The 19684-nt window shown below is 72.5% G+C and carries 21 protein-coding genes and 1 pseudogene; 17 read left to right on the forward strand and 5 right to left on the reverse strand.

Annotated features, from left to right (window positions below; translation table 11 throughout):
• Positions 1–28 precede the first annotated feature (28 nt).
• The 12 genes from ACFV9T_RS06795 (at position 29) to ACFV9T_RS06850 (ending at position 11943) form a co-directional block, all read left to right on the forward strand.
• Positions 29–1261 carry an aminotransferase class I/II-fold pyridoxal phosphate-dependent enzyme gene (locus ACFV9T_RS06795; RefSeq protein WP_385437179.1) on the forward strand — a complete coding sequence of 411 codons (1233 nt, stop codon included), beginning with the start codon at positions 29–31 and terminating at the stop codon, positions 1259–1261.
• Between the two features lie 88 nt (positions 1262–1349).
• On the forward strand, positions 1350–2687 hold the full coding sequence (locus tag ACFV9T_RS06800) for an MFS transporter (RefSeq protein WP_385437180.1): 1338 nt from the start codon (positions 1350–1352) through the stop codon (positions 2685–2687).
• A 36-nt stretch (positions 2688–2723) separates the two neighbouring features.
• A complete protein-coding gene (locus tag ACFV9T_RS06805) occupies positions 2724–3779 on the forward strand; it encodes a M24 family metallopeptidase (protein ID WP_385437182.1) in 1056 nt (351 codons plus the stop codon).
• A 37-nt stretch (positions 3780–3816) separates the two neighbouring features.
• The gene (locus tag ACFV9T_RS06810) at positions 3817–4641 is read left to right on the forward strand and encodes an aldo/keto reductase (protein ID WP_385437184.1); all 825 of its coding nucleotides are present in this window, start codon (positions 3817–3819) and stop codon (positions 4639–4641) included.
• 4 nt (positions 4642–4645) lie between these two features.
• Positions 4646–5683: an NAD(P)-dependent oxidoreductase gene (locus ACFV9T_RS06815; protein ID WP_385437186.1), complete on the forward strand. Its 1038-nt coding sequence runs from the start codon at positions 4646–4648 to the stop codon at positions 5681–5683.
• Entirely contained in the window at positions 5680–6462 is a 783-nt protein-coding gene (locus ACFV9T_RS06820) for an SDR family NAD(P)-dependent oxidoreductase (RefSeq protein WP_385437188.1), read from the forward strand. The genes ACFV9T_RS06815 and ACFV9T_RS06820 overlap by 4 nt, the downstream gene beginning before the upstream one ends.
• Positions 6455–7459, forward strand: coding sequence for a sugar phosphate isomerase/epimerase family protein (locus tag ACFV9T_RS06825; RefSeq protein WP_385437189.1), 1005 nt, complete (start codon positions 6455–6457; stop codon positions 7457–7459). Before ACFV9T_RS06820 ends, ACFV9T_RS06825 begins: the two co-directional genes overlap by 8 nt.
• A 34-nt stretch (positions 7460–7493) precedes the next feature.
• Positions 7494–8258, forward strand: coding sequence for an SDR family NAD(P)-dependent oxidoreductase (locus tag ACFV9T_RS06830; protein ID WP_385437190.1), 765 nt, complete (start codon positions 7494–7496; stop codon positions 8256–8258).
• Positions 8255–9046, forward strand: a complete 792-nt coding sequence (locus ACFV9T_RS06835; RefSeq protein ID WP_385437191.1) for an SDR family NAD(P)-dependent oxidoreductase — start codon at positions 8255–8257, stop codon at positions 9044–9046. The genes ACFV9T_RS06830 and ACFV9T_RS06835 overlap by 4 nt, the downstream gene beginning before the upstream one ends.
• A 37-nt stretch (positions 9047–9083) precedes the next feature.
• Positions 9084–10127, forward strand: coding sequence for an L-idonate 5-dehydrogenase (locus tag ACFV9T_RS06840; RefSeq protein ID WP_385437192.1), 1044 nt, complete (start codon positions 9084–9086; stop codon positions 10125–10127).
• Positions 10128–10177: 50 nt separating this feature from the next.
• Positions 10178–10855, forward strand: coding sequence for a 4-carboxy-4-hydroxy-2-oxoadipate aldolase/oxaloacetate decarboxylase (locus ACFV9T_RS06845; protein ID WP_385437193.1), 678 nt, complete (start codon positions 10178–10180; stop codon positions 10853–10855).
• Between the two features lie 119 nt (positions 10856–10974).
• Positions 10975–11943 (forward strand): LysR substrate-binding domain-containing protein, encoded by a 969-nt coding sequence (locus tag ACFV9T_RS06850; protein WP_385437194.1) that lies wholly within the window; start codon positions 10975–10977, stop codon positions 11941–11943.
• Here ACFV9T_RS06850 and ACFV9T_RS06855 read toward each other — a convergent pair.
• The gene (locus ACFV9T_RS06855; protein ID WP_385437195.1) at positions 11901–12770 is read right to left on the reverse strand and encodes an NAD(P)H-binding protein; all 870 of its coding nucleotides are present in this window, start codon (positions 12768–12770) and stop codon (positions 11901–11903) included. The genes ACFV9T_RS06850 and ACFV9T_RS06855 overlap by 43 nt on opposite strands.
• 104 nt (positions 12771–12874) lie before the next feature.
• On the opposite strand from ACFV9T_RS06855, the gene ACFV9T_RS06860 reads away from it, so the two are divergent.
• Entirely contained in the window at positions 12875–13828 is a 954-nt protein-coding gene (locus ACFV9T_RS06860) for a cupin domain-containing protein (protein WP_385437196.1), read from the forward strand.
• Positions 13829–13960: 132 nt separating this feature from the next.
• A complete protein-coding gene (locus tag ACFV9T_RS06865; RefSeq protein WP_385437197.1) occupies positions 13961–15433 on the forward strand; it encodes an MFS transporter in 1473 nt (490 codons plus the stop codon).
• A 112-nt stretch (positions 15434–15545) separates the two neighbouring features.
• Here the strand turns inward: ACFV9T_RS06865 and ACFV9T_RS06870 are convergent, their stop codons facing one another.
• Both ACFV9T_RS06870 and ACFV9T_RS06875 read right to left on the reverse strand, forming a co-directional pair.
• Positions 15546–16376 carry an Ada metal-binding domain-containing protein gene (locus tag ACFV9T_RS06870; protein WP_385437199.1) on the reverse strand — a complete coding sequence of 277 codons (831 nt, stop codon included), beginning with the start codon at positions 16374–16376 and terminating at the stop codon, positions 15546–15548.
• The gene (locus ACFV9T_RS06875) at positions 16373–16960 is read right to left on the reverse strand and encodes an RNA polymerase sigma factor (protein ID WP_385437201.1); all 588 of its coding nucleotides are present in this window, start codon (positions 16958–16960) and stop codon (positions 16373–16375) included. Before ACFV9T_RS06875 ends, ACFV9T_RS06870 begins: the two co-directional genes overlap by 4 nt.
• A 117-nt stretch (positions 16961–17077) precedes the next feature.
• On the opposite strand from ACFV9T_RS06875, the pseudogene ACFV9T_RS06880 reads away from it, so the two are divergent.
• The 3 genes and pseudogenes from ACFV9T_RS06880 to ACFV9T_RS06890 all read left to right on the forward strand — a co-directional run.
• Positions 17078–17245, forward strand: a pseudogene (locus ACFV9T_RS06880) (Asp-tRNA(Asn)/Glu-tRNA(Gln) amidotransferase GatCAB subunit A); the annotation flags it as partial.
• Positions 17246–17292: 47 nt separating this feature from the next.
• The gene (locus ACFV9T_RS06885; protein WP_385437425.1) at positions 17293–17565 is read left to right on the forward strand and encodes a hypothetical protein; all 273 of its coding nucleotides are present in this window, start codon (positions 17293–17295) and stop codon (positions 17563–17565) included.
• Positions 17562–18215, forward strand: a complete 654-nt coding sequence (locus tag ACFV9T_RS06890) for an HAD family hydrolase (protein WP_385437203.1) — start codon at positions 17562–17564, stop codon at positions 18213–18215. The genes ACFV9T_RS06885 and ACFV9T_RS06890 overlap by 4 nt, the downstream gene beginning before the upstream one ends.
• On the opposite strand, the gene ACFV9T_RS06895 is transcribed toward ACFV9T_RS06890, so the two are convergent.
• Entirely contained in the window at positions 18199–18831 is a 633-nt protein-coding gene (locus tag ACFV9T_RS06895) for a hypothetical protein (protein WP_385437204.1), read from the reverse strand. The genes ACFV9T_RS06890 and ACFV9T_RS06895 overlap by 17 nt on opposite strands.
• A 115-nt stretch (positions 18832–18946) precedes the next feature.
• Complete coding sequence (locus ACFV9T_RS06900; RefSeq protein WP_385437421.1) at positions 18947–19678, reverse strand: 2OG-Fe(II) oxygenase; 732 nt, start codon at positions 19676–19678, stop codon at positions 18947–18949.
• Positions 19679–19684 lie beyond the last annotated feature (6 nt).

The raw sequence follows: 19684 nt of genomic DNA on the forward strand, positions 1-19684 counted from the left end.
GCCCACGCACCATCGAAGGAGGAAAGGGATGTCCTTTCCCGACGTACTGCCGACCCCCGTACTGGCCGAGCGGATGTCGCGCGTCAAGGAATCACCGAGTTCCCGGGTCGCGGACCGGGTGCGCGCATTTCAAGCGGCGGGCCGCAAGGTACTTCCACTGACGATCGGCGAGCCCGATTTCGATACGCCGGACCATGTGAAGGACGCGGCGATCGCGGCAATTCGCGAGGGCGAGACGAAATACACCTCGGCGAACGGCACACCCGCCCTGCAGAAATCGATCATTTCCCGGCTGCGGCGCAAGACCGGACAGTCCTACGGCACCGGCGAGATCTGCCTGGGCGGCGGCGCCAAGCAGCTGATCTTCCTGGCGTTCGTGGCGACGCTCGACGAGGGCGACGAGGTGATCGTCCCGGCACCGTACTGGGTGTCCTATCCGGACATGGTCACCGTGAACGGCGGGCGTCCCGTGATCGTCGCCACCACAGCGGCGGACGGGTACAAGCTCACCCCGGACAGGCTCCGCGCGGCCATCACCGACCGGACGAAATGGGTCGTGCTCAATACGCCCAACAACCCCACCGGCGCGGTCTACAGCGAGGACGAGCTACGGCGGATCGCCGATGTACTGCGCGCTCACCCGCATGTCTCGCTGCTGTGCGACGAGATCTACGACGAGATCAACTTCGGCGCGCAGCCGGTCCCCAGCGCCGTGACCGTCGCCCCCGACCTGCGGGAACGCGTCTTCCTGGTCAACGGCGTGTCCAAGGCGTACGCCATGACCGGCTGGCGGATCGGCTACGGCGCCGGGGCCACGTCGCTGTGCCGGGCGATCGGGACGCTCCAGTCGCAGAGTTCGTCGTGCCCGTCGTCGGTGAGCCAGGCGGCCGCGGCCGCCGCGCTCGACGGCGGCCGGGAGTTCATCGACCGCACGGTACGGATCTACCGCGAGCGCCGGGACCTGCTCGTGGCCGGGCTCGACGCGATCGAGGGGCTGCGCCCGTCGGTCCCCGGGGGCGGCTTCTACGTATGGACGGACGCGTCCGCGCTCACGGGCGCCGTGACCCCCTCGGGGGCGGCGCTCACCTCCGACGCCGATCTCGCCGAGCACCTGCTGGAGACCTCCGGCGTCGTGGTGATCACGGGTGACGTCTATGGCTGCCCCGGCCATTTCCGGGCCAGCTTCGCATTGGACTCCGACACCATTCGAGAGGCGGTCTCCGGGGTCGCGCATTCGGTATCCCTGCTGCGGCTCTCATGAATTCCGCCTGCCCCCTCCCTCCGGCGGCCCGACGGCCGTAAATTTCCTTCCGGTGGCCAAGGCGTCACCCATGAGAAAGGTAGCCCCCGTGAACAGCAAGGTCTCCGAAGCCCCGCCGGTCGGGCAGCTGCCCCCGGCTCCGAAGACGAAAGCGACGAAGGCGACGAGAGCATCGATCTTCGGTGGTCTCATCGGTGTCTTCGTCGAGCTGTACGACAACGCCGTCTACGGTTTCGTGGCCGGGACGCTCGCCGTCGTGTTCTTCCCCAGCGACGCCCCCGCCACCAGCGTCCTGCTGACGTTCCTGGCCTTCGCCATCCCGTTCTTCTTCCGCCCGCTGGGCGCGGCCGTCGCCGGGTCCTGGGGCGACCGGATCGGCCGCAAGCGGGTCCTGCTGGTGCTCATCGTCCTGATGAGCCTGTCCACCGGCTTGGTCGGCCTGCTGCCGAGCTACGCCGTGGCGGGCGCCTGGGCGCCGATCATGCTGGTGCTGCTGCGCTTTGTGCAGGGGTTCGCGATGGGCGGCGAGGTCGGCAACGGCAACTCGTTCCTCGCCGAACACGCCGGGGAGGGGCGCCGGGGGCAGGTGGTCGCGTACGCCAACGCCGCCACGTTCGTCGCGATGCTGCTCGGCACCATGTTCACCGCCCTGCTCACCGCCGTGCTCTCCACCTCGGCCATGGAGTCGTGGGGCTGGCGGCTGCCGTTCCTGCTCGCCCTGCCGCTCGGCCTGGTGGGCCTGATCGTGCGACGGCTGGCCGACGAGTCGCCCGAGTTCGCCGAGGCCGAGGAGGAGGGCCGGGTGACCCGCAGCCCGCTCCGCGAGGCCTTCTCCTCCCGCGAGAACATCCGCGCGATGGCGATGACGGTCGTGCTGCCGCTGTTCAACAGCTCCGGCTACTTCATCCTGTTCATCTTCATGCCGTCGTTCATGAAGAACGACATGCACTTCTCCGCCCTGGAGGGCCTGCTCGTCACGGGCATCATGCTGGCCGTCGGCACATTCGCCGTGCTCTACGCCGGGCGCCTCTCCGACCGGGTGGGCCGCAAGAAGATGCTCTCCATCTCGGCGTTCGGCATGGTCGTGATCGGCTTCCCGTGTTACTGGCTGCTGACGCAGGGCTCCTTCGCCGTGGCGACGGTCGGCGCGGTCCTGATGGCCCTGTGTTTCGCCGGAACCAACGGCGTGATGCAGGTGACGCTCGCCGAGCTGTTCCCCACCCGCATCCGCACCGTGGCCTACGGCTTCGGCTACAACATCGGCACCGCGATCTTCGGCGGCGCCGCCCCGCTGCTGGTCTCCGCGCTCATCGTCGCGACCGGCAGCACCTGGATCCCGGCCTGCTACCTCGTCCTCACCTCCGCCGTCGCCGGGATCGCCGCGCTGCGCATCCGCGAGACGGCCTTCGAACCCCTCAAGCGCTGACCCCCACCCGTAGACATCCGAGAGGACGGTGGTCCCGTGGCGACAGCGGCCACGAGCCAGGCCGGAGCCGGGCTGGACCGGCTCCGCGAACAGATGGACAAGGCGGGCCTCACGGCCCTGCTGCTGACCTCGCCCGGAGGGCGCCGCCACGTCCTCGGGTCGGCTCCCGGCCTCGCCGACGCGGCCGCCGTCCTGCTCACCACCGACGGCACGGTGGTGAGCGTGGCGGACGGCGACCTCACCGCCGCGCTGAACGCGGGCGGGGTGGCACACGGCGCGGTCGGCGTCGACGCCGCCCCGCCGTGGGAGGTGTCCGGGCAGGCCGACGCCACGGGGATACGGCTGCGCCCCGCCGCCGACCTGCTCTTCGCCGAGCTGGCGAGCTGCGAGCCCGGCGAACTGCCCGGGTTCGCCGCGGCCGCCGACCTCGCCGCCGTCGGCTACACCGCGGTCATGGACCACCTGTGTGTCGGCATGGACGTACGGGAGCTGTCCGGCAACGTCGACCGCTCGATCCGCCGGGCCGGTGGCCTGCTCGGCTGGTACGACCCGTACGGCGGTGACGGCGGGGGTGGCGGTGGCGGTACGGACGACCGGGCGGCCGGAACGGACCTGGTGACCGTCCGAGGCCACGACCCCGGCACCGCCCGGCTGATCACCGGGACACCGGTCCGCTACGTCCTGCACCCCCTGCTGGAAGGCGTCGCCGGATACGCCGCCGCGAGCGCCGTACTCGGCAAGCCGGACGGCCCGCTGCGCGCCGCCGGGGACAGCTGCGGCGCCGCGACGGCCTCGCTGCTGGCCGCGCTGCGGCCCGGCGATCCGCTCCGCACGGGCTACGAGGCGTTCGACCGCGAGGCCGCCGGGCACACCTCGGCGTGCCGCATCGTCACACTGCGCGGCGGCGCGGCGGCGCCACCGCTGCCCCGCGACAGCACGGTGGCCGCCCAGCCCGGCATGGTGCTCGGCGTGCGGACCAAGGTCGCGGTGCCGGGCGGTGGCGCGGTCGAGCTGGCGGAGACCGTCGTCGTGACCGCCTCGGGAGCGGAGCCACAGGCGCGGACACCGCTGCGGCTGGTCGAACTGTACTGAGCCACCGGCCCGCCACCACCGAACGAGGAGAACAGTCATGGATACGACCCTCCAGCCCGGAGCGGGCGGGATGATCCCCACGGCCGACGCGGGCGGCCGCGTCATGCCCCTGCTCGGCTTCGGAACCCACCCGATGCGCGGCGACCAGGCCACCGAGGCCGTGCTGACCGCGCTCTCGGTCGGCTACCGGCTCGTCGACACCGCCACCCGCTACCGCAACGAAGCGGCCGTCGGCGCGGCCCTCACGGCGTCCGCCACGCCCCGGTCCGACCTGTTCGTGACCACCAAGATGCCGCCCGACCAGGTCGGCCGGGAACGGCTGACGCTGGAGCAGAGCCTCACCGCGCTCGGCTGCGACTACGTCGACCTCTGGCTGATCCACTGGCCACCGGGCGGCTTCCCGGGCGTCACCAGCTGGCGCGAGTTCATCCGCGCCCGCGACGAGGGGCTCGTACGGGCCATCGGCGTCAGCAATTACTCCATCGAGCTGATCGACGCCCTGCACGAGGCCACCGGGGTGTATCCCGCCGTCAACCAGGTGCAGTGGGGCCCCGGCGACTACGACCCGGACTTCGCCGAAGCGCTGCGCCGCCGTGGCGTGGTGCTCAGCGCGCACAGCCCGCTGCGCAGCACCGACCTCGACGCGCCCGTGCTCGCCGATATCGCGCGGCGGTACGGCCGTTCGGCGCGCGATGTCGTCCTGGCCTGGAACCTGCACCACCAGGTGGCCGTGACCGTGAAGTCCGCACACCGGGACCGGATGGAGCAGAACCTGTGCGCCGTCGACCTGACACTCGCCCCGGTGGACATCGAGTCGATCGACGGCCTCGCCACCGCCACCGGATCTCAGGGAAACGGGTGACAACGTGGCGTACCAGGTCGTGGTCACCCGGGGCTATGCCGAGCCGGACGGGACGACCGTCTTTGGCGACATCGGACTCTCCCGGCTGACCGATGCAGGGCTGGCGTGGCGGGTGCTGGCCGAGGAGGTCGAGGAGCTGCGGCCCGACCAGCTCGAAGAGGCGGACGCGGTCCTCGTCCTGGGCCATGAGCGGGTATCGGCCGCGTCGATACCGGGCAACGGGCGGCTGCGCCACGTCGCGCGGTTCGGCGCCGGGTTCGACGCCGTGGACACCGGGGCCTGCGCCCGGCGCGGGGTGCTGGTGACCAACACGGGCGCCGCCGTACGAAGGCCGGTGGCCGATTCCGTGATCGCGCTGCTGTACGCGCTCTCGCACCACCTCGTGGTCAAGGACCGCCTGGTACGGGAGGGGCGGTGGGCGGAGCGCGGGGTGTGGCGCGGCCCGGGGCTGACCGGCGCGACGGTGGGCATCGTCGGGCTCGGCGGCATCGGCCTGGAGGCCGCGCACCGGGTCCGTGCGCAGGGGCTGCGGGTGCTGGCGTACAACCGGAGCGACCGCAGCCGCGAGGCGGCCGAGGCCGGGGTCGAACTCCGTTCCCTGGACGGCGTGTTGGCGGAGAGCGACTACGTCGTGGTCACCGTCGCCGCCAACCCCGGTACGCGGCATCTCATCGGCGAACGCGAACTCTCGCTGATGCGGCCGACCGCCCGGCTGATCAATGTCTCGCGTGGCGTGGTGGTCGACGAGGGGGCGCTCACCGCGCGGCTGTCGGACGGACGGCTGGCCGGGGCGGGCCTGGACGTGTTCACCGAGGAGCCGCTGAAGGCGGACAGCCCGCTGACCGCGCTGGACAACGTCACCCTCGCCCCGCACTCCCTCTGCTGGACGGACCACTACACCGCCGCCGTCTCGGCGAGCGTGATGGCATCGCTGATCGCGGTGAGCCGCGGCGAGCGGCCCGACGAGACGGTCAACGGCCCTTTTCCGCACGGCACTTGGGCCCATCGCACCGAACACGACGACGAGAGGGACAGCACATGACGGACGACCCTGGACATCGCGGCACGGCGGTGCCCGGCACGGCGGTCATCACCGGCGCGGCCTCGGAGCGCGGCATCGGCCGCGCGCTGGCGGCGCGGCTGGCCGCCGCGGGCTGGAGCCTCGGCCTGCTCGACGTCGACGCGGAGGTCGAGAAGGTGGCCGCCGCGCTGGGCGCCGAGCACGGCGTCGCGGCGGCCGGTGTGGTCGCGGACATCGCCGACCCCGCCTCCGTGGACGCCGCCGTCGCCACGTTCGAGACGGACCTGCCGCCCGTCGCCGCCCTGGCCAATATCGCGGGCGTCAGCTCACCGGTGTCCTTCCTGGACACGGACCTGGCCACCTGGGAACGCGTCATGCGGATCAACGCCACCGGCACCTTCGTGGTGAGCAAGCGGGTCGTGCCCGGCATGGTGGAGCGCGGCTACGGCCGGGTGGTGAGCCTCGGGTCGACGGCGATGCAGAACGGTGGCGGTACGTACAGCAAGTCCACCTATGCCGCGTCCAAGGGCGCGATGGAGGCGTTCAGCCGCGCGCTCGCCCTCGAAGTGGCCGCGCACGGAGTGACGGTCAACGTGGTGGCACCGGCCACCATCGACACCGACATCATGGGCGGCCGGATCACGGACGACCGCAAGCCCGCGTTCCTGGCACAGCTGCCGGTCGGGCGGCTCGGCACGCCCCGTGATGTCGCCGCGCTGATCGAGTTCCTCTTCGGCGAGGAGGCCGGATACATCACCGGCGCCACCTACAACATCAACGGAGGTCTCCGCATTGGCTAGGCTCGCCGTATCCCCGGTGTCCGCCGTGCACACCGAGCGGCCGTCCCTGGTGGTTCCGCCCGAACTCCCCGCGCCGCACACGCCCGAGGCGTGGCCGATCGCCGCCGCCATGCTCCAGTTCCCGCCGCACGCGGCGGACGGCACTCCGGTGGAGAAGCTGGATCCCGACGAGTGGCGCCGCCTCCTGCAGCCCGTCGTGGACGAGGGGTTCACCCACCTGGAACTGTCCACCGCCTGGCTGCCGTTGGGCGATCTGGACCGGGCCCGGCTGACGGCGCTCGGCGAGGTCCTGGCCGACGCCGGGCTCGCGGTGCCCGGCGTGGGCGTGGTCCGGCAGAGCGTCATCCATCCGGAGCGGGGAGAGCGCAACCTCGCCTTCTCACACCGGACCATCGACGCGGCCGCCGCCCTCGGCGCGGACATCGTGTGCCTCGGCCTCCACGACACCCTGACCCCGGAGCAGCAGCGGGCGCTGTGGTTCTGGACCGTGCCGGGGGACGCGGCACCGGGCGATCCCGAGGTGCGCGAGCTGGCCGTACGCCGGTTCCGGGAACTCGGCGACCACGCCGCCGACATCGGCGTCGAACTGTCCCTGGAACTGTACGAGGACACGTACCTGGGCAGCGCTGACGAGGCGATCCGCTTCCTCGACGACATCGGACACCACGCGGTGGGGCTCAACCCCGACCTCGGCAACCTCATCCGGCAGCAACGGCCGGTCGACTCCTGGGAGTACCTGGTGTCGGTCACCGCGCCACGCACCAACTACTGGCACATCAAGAACTACGCGCGCCTGGAGGACCCCGCCACCGGCACCGTCCTCACCCACCCGGCCTCGCTCGAACTCGGCATCGTGAACTACCGCGCCGCCGTCCGGTACGCGATCGCCCACGGGTTCGGCGGGGCGTTCGTGGTCGAGCACTACGGCGGCGACGGCCTGAGCGTGGGCGCCACCAACGCCGCGTACCTCCGGCGCGTCCTGCCCCGCACACCCTGACCGCCCGCTTTGTCTACCGTATGGCAGGAGAACCGTGACATTCCCGTCTGAACGCACCGCGATCGTCACCGGAGCCGCCTCCGAGCGAGGGATCGGCCGGGCCACCGCCCGCTGGCTCGCGGCCGAAGGCTGGTCGGTCGCCGTGTTCGACCTGGACGAGAACGCCTGCCAGGACCTCGCCACCCGGCTCCAGGACGAACACGGTGTGCCCTGCCTGGGGATCGGCGTGGACATCCGCGACCGGGGCGCGGTCCGGGCGGCCGTGGACCGGGTGGACGAGGCGCTGCCGCAACTCGTCGGCCTCGTCAACAACGCCGGGGTGAGTTCGCCCGTACCGTTCCTGGAGGTCTCGGAGGCCGAATGGCACCGGGTGATCGACGTCAACCTCAACGGCACCTTCCACGTCACCCACGCCGCGGCGCAGATCATGGCCGGGCACCGGCTCGGCCGCATCGTGAACGTCTCGTCCGCCTCGGCCGAGCGCGGCGGCGGTGTGTACGGGCGCGCCGCGTACTCGGCCTCGAAGGCGGCGCTGCTGGGCTTCGCCCGCACGCTCGCCCGGGAGCTGGGCCCGTACGGCATCACCGCCAACTCCGTGGCGCCCGGCTCCATCGACACCGACATCATGGGCGGCCGCCTGTCCGACGAACGCAAGGCGGTGCTGCTCCAGGAGCTGCCCGTGGGGCGGATCGGCACCGTACGCGATGTGGCGGCGGTCATCGCCTTCCTGCTGGGCGAGCACGCGGGCTATCTCACGGGCGTCACCTACGACGTCAACGGCGGATCGCACATCGCATGACACACGACGAGGCCACCACACAGGCCACCACAGAGGACATCACCGTGGACAACGACGTTCCGTTCACCGCCGACCTGACCGGCAAGACCGCCGTGGTCACCGGTGCCAGCAGCGGCATCGGGCACGCCATCGCCGACCTCTACTTGCGAAACGGCGCCACCGTGGTGGGCATCCACCGCCGCGAGACCGCCTCGCACGAGGGAAAGTACGTACCGGTGGTGGCGGATCTCGGCGACCCGGCGCGGGTACGGACCGTCGCGGCCGAGGTGTTGCGGGACCACCGGGTCGACATCCTGGTCAACAACGCGGGGCTCAACCTCCGCCACCCCGTGGAGGACTTCCCCCTCGACAGCTGGGACCGGGTGCAGCAGCTCAACGTCCGGACGGTCGTCGAGCTGACGCAGCTGTTCGGCCGCCCGATGCTCGAACGCGGGGCAGGGGTGATCGTCAACCTGGCGTCGATGCTCTCCTTCACCGGCGGGTTCACGGCCTCCGCGTACGCCGCGTCCAAGGGCGCCGTCGGGCAGTTCACCAAGTCGGTGGCCAATGAATGGGCGCCGAAGGGCGTACGGGTCAACGCGATCGCGCCGGGGTTCATCGCCACCGAGATGAACACCGCGCTCGTCGCCGACGAGACCCGCAACCGCCAGATCCTCGAACGCATCCCGGCCGGGAGGTGGGGCACGGCGCAGGACATCGCCGGGGCCGCGCTCTTCCTCGCGTCCGACGCCGCCCGGTTCATCCACGGAACGGTGATCCCCGTCGACGGCGGCTACCTCGGCCGCTGAACGCGCTGAATCCGCCCCAACGAAAGGAGTGGCCGACATGAAGGCCGTCGTCGTCCACGGACCGAAGGACCTGCGCGTGGACACCCTGCCCGACCTCCAGGTGGCGCCGGACCGGGTCGCCGTCCGCATCGTGTACGGAGGCATCTGCGGCTCGGACCTCCACTACGCGGCGGACGGCCGCAACGGGCCGTACGCCGTCACCGAGCCGCTGGTGCTCGGCCACGAGGTGGTCGGCGTCATCGAGGGGCATGGCCGGGACGTACGGGACGACGCACCGGCCGTCGGCACCCGCGTCGCGCTCCACCCGGCCACGCCCTGCGCGCCGCCCGATGCCACCGGCGCCACCGGTCTCCATCTGCGCCCCGGCGGCACGTACTTCGGCAGTGCCTCGACCCAGCCGCACACCCAGGGCGGGTTCGTCGAGCTGCTGGAGGTGCTGCCCGGGCAGCTGCGGCCGCTGCCCGACGGGCTCCCGCTGCGCCGGGCCGTGCTCGCCGAACCCCTGTCCGTCGCCCTGCACGGGGTGGCGCGGCTCGGCGAGCGGGTACGCGGCGCGCGGGCGCTGGTCAGCGGCGCGGGCCCGATCGGCGCCCTCGCCATCGCCGGACTCCGCCACGCGGGCGCCGCCGAGATCGTCGCCGCCGACCTCCAGGACTTCCCGCTCACGGTCGCGGCGGCGGTCGGCGCGGGGGAGACCGTGAACCTGTCCCGGGGCGGTGCCGTCCCGGAGTCCGCGTTCGACGTGGTGGTCGAGGCGGCGGGCGCCGTGCCCTCGCTCGCCACCGCGCTGCGCGCGGTGCGCCCTGGTGGCGCCGTGCTCCAGCTCGGCATGCTGCCGAGCGAACCGGTGCCGGTGGCCATGTCGGCGGTCATCGCCAAGGAGATCGCCCTGTACGGCTCGCAGCGCTTCGACACCGAACTCGACACCGCGATCGCCGTCCTCGCCGCCGACCCGTCGCTCGACGCGGTGCTCAGCCATGAGTTCGGCATCGACGACGCCACGGAGGCCTTCGGCTGCGCGGCGGACTCGTCCCGGTCGTCCAAGACGGTGCTGCGGATGTCCGCAGACCCCGAGAAGTGACCCCACCGAACGAAGCCCCGAACGAAGCCCCGAACGAAGGGAAGCCCGCCATGATTCACGTCCGTACCAAGATCGAGCGACCGTCCGCCGATGTGGTGGCCGCGCTCGGCCAGTTCTCCGCTGCCACCATCCACGAGGCGCAGGGCCGCAAGGGCGCGCTGGCACACCGGCTGAAGCCCGTCGACCCCGCCATGTCGTTCTGCGGCCCCGCCTTCACGGTCGACGCGCAGGCGGGCGACAACATCATGGTCCAGGTCGCGATCTCGTACGCACAGCCCGGTGACGTCGTGATCGTCGCCGGTTCGGAGTTCGCGCAGGCGGGCTCCTTCGGGGATGTGCTCGCCACCGCGTGCCAGAGCAAGGGGCTGGCCGCGTTCGTCACCGACTCCGGTGTGCGCGACAGCGCGGATCTGCGGAAACTGGGCTTTCCCGTGTTCTCCGGCTCGGTCTGCATCGAGGGCACGGTCAAGGAGACCCTGGGCCCGGTGAACCGCCCGATCTCCATCGGCGGGCAGATCGTCCGGCCCGGCGACATCCTGCGCGGCGACGCGGACGGCATTGTCGTGGTCGACCCGCTGGAGGCGGAAGACGTCGTACGGCTTTGCCAGGAGCGCGAGGACCACGAGGCCGGGATCCGGGCGCGGCACCGGCGCGGCGACGCGACGCTGATCGAGGTGCACGGCCTCGTGGAGAAGCTGAAGGCCAAGGGCCTGGTCGTCGAGGAGTGAGAGCGGACCACGCGGCTGTCTACGAGGTGATCTCGCGGGCGACCCGCACACCCGTTCCCCGGACCGGCCACGGAGGGTAGGTTCACCGCATCGACCGGCGACCGGCGAGGAGGAGCGCGATGGACACCCGCAGGCTCGCCTACTTCGTCCGGGTCGTGGACATCGGCAGCATCACCAGGGCCGCGGACTCGCTGCACATCACGCAATCGGCGCTCAGCCAGCACATCTCGGCGCTGGAGCACGACGTCAAGACCCGCCTGCTCGAACGCACCGGACGGGGTGTGGAGGTCACCCCGTCCGGGCGCTCCCTCTACCGCTACGCGCAGGGCATCCTCCGGCTGGAGCAGGCCGCGCGGATCGATCTGCACGCGGGCGGCGACACCCCGGCCGGGCTGGTGACCGTCGGCCTGGCCTCGTACAGCATGGCGCCGGGCCTGGCCGTGCCGCTGCTGCGGATGGTGCGCGAGCGGTACCCGAACATCCACCTCCAGCTGATCCAGAACCTGACGGTGGTCATGAGCCAGGCGGTGCTGCTCGGTCAGGTGGACATGGCGCTGATCTACGACCCCGGCTATGTGAAGGGGCTGGCGGTCCAGCAGGTCCTGGAGGAGGACTTCCACCTGATCACCAGCGCGAAGATCCCGACCGTCGCGAGCCGCGGTGACACCGTCACGCTCAAGGAGGCGAGCCGACTGGGGTTCATCCTGCCGAACGAACTGCACACCGTCCGGCGGATCACCGACGCCGCCTTCCACGCCGCCGGGCTGCACTGCTCGGTCGTCGCGGAGGTCGAGACGGGCATGGTGCTGCGGGACGCGGTGGTGAGCGGCCTCGGCGCCACGGTGCTGCCGCTCAGCGCGGCCAGGACCCACTTCGCCCCCGACGAGATACGCGCCTACCGGTTCGCCGACGGCCGGGTGCGCACCGCCATGTCCCTGTGCACCCCCGAGGTGCAGCCCCTCTCGGACGCCGCCGCGCTGGTGGCGGACCTGCTGCGCACGCTCATCCCGGACCACCTGGACCGCTCGGGTGGTGAGCAGGGCGGTCAGCGCCGCCAGGCGCCCGCCGCCGCCACCCGCACGACGTAGTCCTCGAAGGTCCGGGGAGCCCGCCCCAGCAGAGTGGCGAGGTCATCCGTCGTCCCGGCGATCAGCCCGCGTTCCATCATCACGAACATCTCGGCGACGTGGTGGGCGTCGTCCTCGCTCAAACCCTCCTTGACCAGCGTCGCCGCGTAGTCGTCGGGGGAGATCCGCCGGTAGGCGATGGGCTGCCCGGACGCCCGGGAGATCAGCTCGACGGCCTCACCGAAGGTGATCGCACGCGGTCCGGTCAGCTCGTAGATCCGTCCGGCGTGCCGCCCGGGCTCGGTGAGCACCGTGGCCGCCGCGTCGGCGACGTCGTCGATGTCGATGAACGGCTCGGGGACCGCACCGGCCGGGAGCGCCAGCTCCCCGGCGAGCAGCGGCGCCCGGAAGACGTCCTCGTCGAAGTTCTGCGCGAAGTTCGACGGGCGCAGGACGGTCCACTCCAGCGCCGAGCCCCGCACGGCGTCCTCGGCCGAGCGCATGTCCAGCCCGAACGGGGAGTCGCCCCAGGTGTCGGCGCCGTGCCCGGAGAGCAGCACCAGCCGCCGCACCCCGGCGGCCTCGGCCCGCGCCACGAACTCGTGCACCGGACCCGGCACCTGCGGGGCCACCACGTAGACGGCTCCGACACCCCGCAGGGCCGTGTCCCAGCTGTCGGTGTCGGCCCAGTCGAACCGGGTTTCGCTCGACCGGGAGGCGGCCCGTACCGGCGTGCCGCGCAGCCGCAGCCGGGGGATGATCCGGCGCCCGGTCTTGCCGGTCGCGCCGAGGACGAGAGTGGTGTCGTTGTCCTTGCTCAAGGCGTCGTTCATGGCGTCGTTGCTCATGACCTCGATTGAACACGGCCGATCCGGACGATCCCATAGGTGAGAGGCCGGATTGCCTGTGCGTTCGTCCAAACCGTTCGTCCAAACCGTCTAGACTCGCCGAGGTGGACGCCTTCAGTGACCTGATCCGTGGAGTGCGGGCCCACGGCTCGTTGTTCGGCAGCTCGACCCTGTCCCCGCCCTGGGCGCTGCACTTCGTGGACGGCGCGCCGCTGACCCTGTGCGCCGTCCTCACCGGGGCGGGCTGGATCGTGCCGGAGCACGGCCCGCCCGAGCCGCTGCGCGCCCACGAGACGGTCGTCGTACGCGGCCCCGCCACGTTCACCTTCGTCGACGAGGTCGGCACCCGGGCCGAACCGATCGCGTGTGGCGAGCACTGCGCGACCCCCGAACAGGGCGGGACCCGCCACCGGCTCGGCTGGAACGACGACGGCGACGCCGTCGACGGCCCCGGTGCGACCACCCTGATCGTCGGCGCCTATCCGGTGCGCGGCGAGATCAGCCGCCGACTGCTGGACGCGCTGCCCGTCGTACTGCGCGTGGACGCCGGGGGCACGGCCGACCCCGTACTGGACCACCTCGCCGCCGAAGTCGCCGTCGACACACCGGGGCAGCAGGTCGTCCTCGACCGGCTGCTGGACTGGATGCTGGTCTGCACGCTGCGCGAATGGTTCGACCGGCCCGGCGGCGCGCCCCCGGCCTGGTGGGCCGCGCAGCGGGATCCGGTGGTCGGCCACGCGCTGCGCCTGCTGCACGCCGAACCGGCGGCGCCGTGGACGGTCGCCGCGCTGGCCGAGCGCACCGGTGTGTCGCGCTCGACGATGGCCAAGCGGTTCGCCGACCTGGTCGGCGAACCGCCGCTGACCTACCTCACCCACTGGCGCATGACGCTCGCGGCGGACCTGCTGGTCGAGCGGCGGGCCGCGACCGTCGCGGACATCGCCCGCACCGTGGGCTACTCCGACCCGTTCGGCTTCAGCGCGGCGTTCAAACGGGTCCGGGGCGCCAACCCCAGCGAGTTCCGGCGCACCGCGACCACCGTCACCCCGGCGCGGTGAACTCCGGGCGCCGTCGGTGCAACCCGTGGCGCGGCCGCGGTGTTATCCCTTCGGAAGGCTCCGATGAAGGCTCCGATGGGCTGAAGGCTCCGATGGGCGCATCGGCGGCAGGCGACGGAGGGAGACGACGGGATGGGGAGCGAGTCCGCGGGCCGGGCGGGCCGGGCGGCATTGCTGACGGTGCTCCTGGTGGGTCAGTTCATGGCCAACATCGACACCGCGATCGTGAACATCGCGGCTCCCTCGATCCAGGCCGACCTCCACGCCTCCGCGGCCCAGGTGGACCTGGTCGTCTCCGGCTACATCCTGGCGTACGCCGTGCTGCTGGTGACCGGCGCCCGGCTGGGCGACACCCACGGGCACCGGCGCATCTTCCTGCTCGGCCTGCTGGGGTTCGTCGTCACCTCCCTGGCGTGCGGCATCGCGCCCGAGCCGGTCACGCTCATCGTGTCCCGGCTGTGCCAGGGGGCCTCGTCCGCGCTGATGGTCCCGCAGGTGCTGAGCGGGATTCAGCTGCACTTCACCGGCCAGGCCAGGGTCCGGGCCATCGGGTATTACACGCTGGCCCTGTCCGGCGGCGCGATCGTCGGTCAGGTCCTGGGCGGGCTGCTGGTCTCGGCGGACATCCTCGGCACCGGCTGGCGCCCGGTCTTCCTGATCAACGTGCCGATCGGCGTCGTCCTCCTGCTGGCCGGGCTGCGCGCGCTGCCGCCCGACGCGGTGACGCGGCGTCAGACGCTGGATCTGCACGGGGTGTGCGCGCTGTCCACCGCCGTGTCGCTCGCCATCGTCCCGCTGGTGTTCGGACGCGACCAGGGCTGGCCGGTGTGGAGCTGGCTGAGCCTGGTCGCGAGCGTGCCCGCGTTCGTCTGGTTCGTGGTCGTCGAACGGCGGCTGGGAGCCGCGGGCGGCCGCCCCCTGGTGCGCCTCGACGTGGTGGGCCGGGCCCCGGTCCGCTGGGCCCTGATCGCGCACGGGCTGACCACGCTCACCTATCTGGCCCTGCTGTTCGTCCTGGCGCTGTACCTTCAGCACGGTCTCGGTCAGAGCCCGGCCCAGGCCGGGCTCGCCATGGTCGCGTGGGTGGCCGCCTTCGGCATCGCCGGACCGGTGCTGCCCCGACTTCCCCGGCGTGCGCAGCGGTTCATGGCCGCGGTCGGGTGCCTGCTCCTCGCCCTCGGGTACGCCGCCGTGAGTACGTCGGTGGCCCTGGGCCATGAGGACGGAGCGCTGCTGCTGGTGCTGCTGGGTCTCGGCGGGCTCGGACTCGGCGTCAGCTCCCATGCGCTCATCAGCCATCTGACGAGCGCGGTGGAGCGGCGGTACGCGACCGACCTCAGCGGTGTGATCAGCACCAACGCCCAGCTCGCGGGCACCGTCGGCGTCGCCGTCTTCGGCACCCTCTACTCCGGTCTCGCCCCGCACCCGGGGGCGGACGACGCCATGCGGGCGTTCACCACGGTCACGGCCGTCTTCGCGGTGCTGGCGCTGACCTCGGCGGGGGCCGAGCTGCGGGCCACCCGCCAGGTCGGCGCCGCCCCGGCGGAGGCCCTGCGGGACGACGGCCCCCGGCACGCCGTCGCCGAACCGGGCCGCCCCGGCTGACGCGCCCACTCCTCCGGCGGCCCGGCCACTTTCCTACGGTGGGTACCGCCGCACCCCGTCAGCTCCGAGGCCCTGCACCGGGTGGGGCGGCGCGTGATCGGGGCGGGCGCGGTCAGACCGCCTCGGGCAGGCAGCTCTTGCAGCCTCGGTAGCCGGAGGCGACGGCCTCGCCCGCCGAGCGGAACGGGACCTGGTGGACCGGGATGATCCGGCGCGCCTGCGCACAGGTCGGATGGCAGTAGATACGCGTCGTATCGCTGCCCAGATACCGGACCTGCCGCTCGGCGAACCGGCTCACCCGCTCCACGTCGACCCCCTCCGCGACGCGCAACGCCAGGCCCACCTCCGGCGGGTACGGCCCCGGGGCGCCCTCGGGCGCGCCACGCCGCACCTCCACGCGGTGGCACGGGACGAGCACGGGCGCGGGGTTGCGCGCCAGCAGCGCCACCACCGTCTCCTCCGGGGCCGCCACCCCGGCCCGGGCCGAGACCCAGGAGGCCGGGCGCAGCTGCCCCGGCGGGATCGAGCGGACGGCACCGAGCAGCGCCTGTTCCGCGTCGGTCAGCCCGGTCAGGGCGAACGGGAGCTTCCCGGTGCGCCCGGTGCGCAGCGCGGAGGACATGCCGGGCGGGGACGTACGGACGGGGAACACCGGGCGCCCCACCCGCGCGTGGTACGCCGCCTCGAAGGACTCCGGCCCGCCCACCGCGGCCGCGAGGGCTGAGCCGGTGATCGCCCTGTGCTCGTCGCAGGAGACGTACAGCGGCCCCACGGGGCCGTCGGCGCGCACGTAAACGTCGTAGTGCCGCGCCGGAATGCCGACGGCTCTCAGGATCCTGACCGCGTGCCCGGCCGACGGTGGCCCGGCAAGCCCGGTCAGCCGGGTGGCCAGGCCATCGGCGTCGTCGCGCAGGGAATCCGCACCGCCTCGTTCGTCGTTCATGGTCTCACCTCCTCCGCTTCCCGCACCTGCGGTTCCAGCTCGGCCCGTAGCATCTTCAGACCCCGTGACACCTGCGCCTTCACCGTGCCCACGGGGGTTCCCTGGGCCTCGGCCACCTCCTGGTAGCTCAGACAGGCGATATGCCGCAGGACCACCGGCACCCGGTACAGCTCGGGTAACCGGCCGAGCGCGGCCGTCAGCCGGGAGCGGTCCTCGGCGAGCGCGGTCCGCTCCTCCGGCCCCGGGGAGTCGTCCGCCAGGGGCAGACAGGACTCCTCGATCCGCGCCGCCACCGAGGGGCGGCGCGATCTGCTCCGCACGTGGTTGCGCCAGACGTTCATCGCGATCGCCATGAGCCATGATCTGACCCGCAGTTCGCGCCTGCGCTGCGCCGAATATCCCTCCAGAGCTGTGTAGGCCCGCAGAAAGGTGTCCTGCCCCAGGTCCTCCGCCTCGGCGGCGGAGCCCGACACCCGATGGAGAAACGCGTGCACCACACCGAGGTGGACCCGGACGAGTTCGGTGAATCCCGCGTCGAGATCCGCTGCCAACTGCTCGGTGAGCCGCTCGTTTGTTTCATCCATCACCCGGTAGAACACCTCCCGCCCCGGATCGGTTGCGTTGCGCAACCGCATGCCCCGGCCCGGTGTTCTTCATGCCGAGAGGCGGTCGGCGGCCCCGGACGGAAGGAGACACGGCTCATGGAGGATCTCGCATCGACGACGGCGACCACGCTCGCGGCGCTCATCTGCGCTGCCGCCGCCGGACGGGCCGAGCGCGCCCTCGTGGCGGGCGAGGAGCCGGGGCCGCTGCTCGGCGTGCCGGTCGCCGTCGCCGACCTCGCCCCGATCGCGGGGGTGCCGATGATGCGCGGCTCGCGGGTGTTCGCCGACGACGTGCCGACGGACACGGCGCCGTGCGTGGAACGGCCCGGCCCAACGCCTACCGCTGGCGCGACGCCATGGGCCGCTGCGCCCCGGTGGCCCGCACCGTCGAGGACGCCGCGCTCGCGCTCGGCCTCATGTCCGGGGAGCATCCGGGCGACCCGTACTCCTTCCCCGTCCTCGACTCGTTCGCCGATGGCCTGCGGTCGCCCTCGCTTACCGGCGCCTTCGTGAGCGTCGTCGCGACCGTCCTGATCCGCCGGAGCCCTCGGCACAGTTACTCGGAAAGGTTTGAACGGACATGAACTCAACTGCGGCGCTCTTCGACCTCGACGGCACCCTGGTGGCCACCGAGCACCGGAGCCGGGCGGCGTGGACCCGGCTGTTCCGGGCCCATGGGCTGCCGGTCGACGACACCCTCCTGGCGACCTTCGTGGGGCGCCGTGGCAAGGAGGCGCTGGCCGACCATGTGCACCGGTTCCCCGGCGGGACGGTCGACGAGCTGTTCGAGGAGGCCGTCGGCTATCTCACCGGGCCGGACAGCCCGGCTCCGTACGCCGTGCCGGGCGCCGAGGCCCTGGTGAAGTCCCTGCACGCGGAGGGCGTCCCCATGGCGGTCGTCACCTCGGGGCTGCGGGACCACGCGGGAGAGCTGCTGGAACTGGTCGGCGGCGCCGGTCTGTTCGCGGCGTTCATCACCGCCGAGGACGTGCGCCGGGGCAAGCCGGACCCCGAGGGCTTCACGGCGGGATGCGCGGCGCTGGGCGTGGCCCCGGCCGACGCGATCGCCTTCGAGGACGCCCCTGCGGGCATCGCGGCCGCCCGCGCCGCCGGGCTGCGCTGCGTCGCGGTCACCACGACGCACCCGGCGGACGCGCTCGCCGGTGCCGACCTCGTACTGCCCGATCTCACCGGGGTCGCATGGCCCACGCTGCCGCTCACGTCCGCGCGCTGACCGGGAGGACCGACCCATGACGGTCTACACGACCCTCGACAGCCCGCTCGGCGAACTGCTGCTGGTGGGCGAGGCGTCGGCCACTGCCCCCCGGCGGCACCGCGCTCGCCTCATCGGCGCGGGCGGGGCGCTGTCCGGTTATGCGGGCGGCGTCGAGCGCAAGCGGCAGCTGCTCGACCCGGAGCGCGCTCGGGCCGACCGGCGGGTAGGACGTCACCCAGCGGTCCCGCACGGCCCAGGTGCCGCCCTCGGCGGTGGCGCCGCGCAGCCCGTGCAGCGTGTCCGGCCCGGTCAGGGCGGGGAGGCGGGAGTCCCTGAGGGCGGCGAAGGCGACCGTGCGGGCCGGGCCCCAGTCGGTGGAGTGCCGCAGTCGCCGCGCCAGCTGGACGAAGCCGAGCGGGGCGGCGGCCATTACCCAGGCGTCGGGCTCCCCGGCGGTCAGACGGCGCGCGGGCCGCAGCCAGGACGCGGCGCTCTCCGGCCAGTCCACCGTGGCCAGGACCCTTCCGTCGCGCGCCTGCCACGCGGCCGCGAAGGCCTCGGCGGCGGCGCGGGAGGCCGTATCACGGCTGTGGCCGATGGCGACGGTCTGGACGCGGCCCTTCGCCGAGGCCAACAGGCCTAGCAGCGCGTCGAGTTAGGGGGCGGTGTGCGGGTCGGGGGACGGCAGATCGCCGTACGGGCCAGCTCCTCCGCGCGGATCAGCGGCGACCGGGACGCGGGTTCGGGCGTCATGCGGCGTCGTGGAAGACGAGGCCGAGGGTGTGGCGCTGTCCGGAGCGGACGGTGCTCACACCGTGCCGCATGGGCCCGTTCGCCCAGCCGCGCTTGGAGGCCACGGGGCGGTCCCGGGTGGTGAAGATCAGCCCATGGCCCTTGGGCAGGGTGGTGGACGATCCCCTCGACTGCGCCCGGGGGCGTTGCTCGGTCATGATGAACTCGCCGCCGGTGAAGTCGTCGCCGGGGGCGTCGAGGCCGACCACCACCTGCAGCGGGAAGAGCATGTCGCCGAACACGTCCCGGTGCAGGGCGTTCCAGTCGCCGGGGCCGTACCGCAGCAGGATCTGGGCGGACTTGGTCTGCCCCGCCTCGTGGCACATCGTCAGCCACTCGTCGAGGGTGTCCGGCCAGGGCGCGGGGCGGCCCAGCTTTCCGGCCCAGTCGCGGGCGATGGGGAGCAGCCGCGGATAGAACGCCTCGCGCAGCTCGCGCACCAGGTCGGGGAGGTCGTGGGTGAAGTAGCGGTACTGGCCGGAGCCGAAGCGGTAGCGGGCCATGTCGATGGTGGAGCGGAAGTGCTCCGTCTCGTCGTACAGCCCGGCGACGCCGTGGCATTCGGCGTGGGTGAGGAACGGGCCGGTGAGTGCGTTGCCGTACGCGTCGAGTTCGTCGGTGAGCGTGGCCCAGTCGTCCGCCGCGACGCGGTCGGCCACCGGGTGCGCGTGGCGGGTGGTGTCGGTCATGACGGT

It is taken from the genome of Streptomyces sp. NPDC059850, assembly GCF_042731515.1.
Classification (GTDB): Bacteria; Actinomycetota; Actinomycetes; order Streptomycetales; family Streptomycetaceae; genus Streptomyces.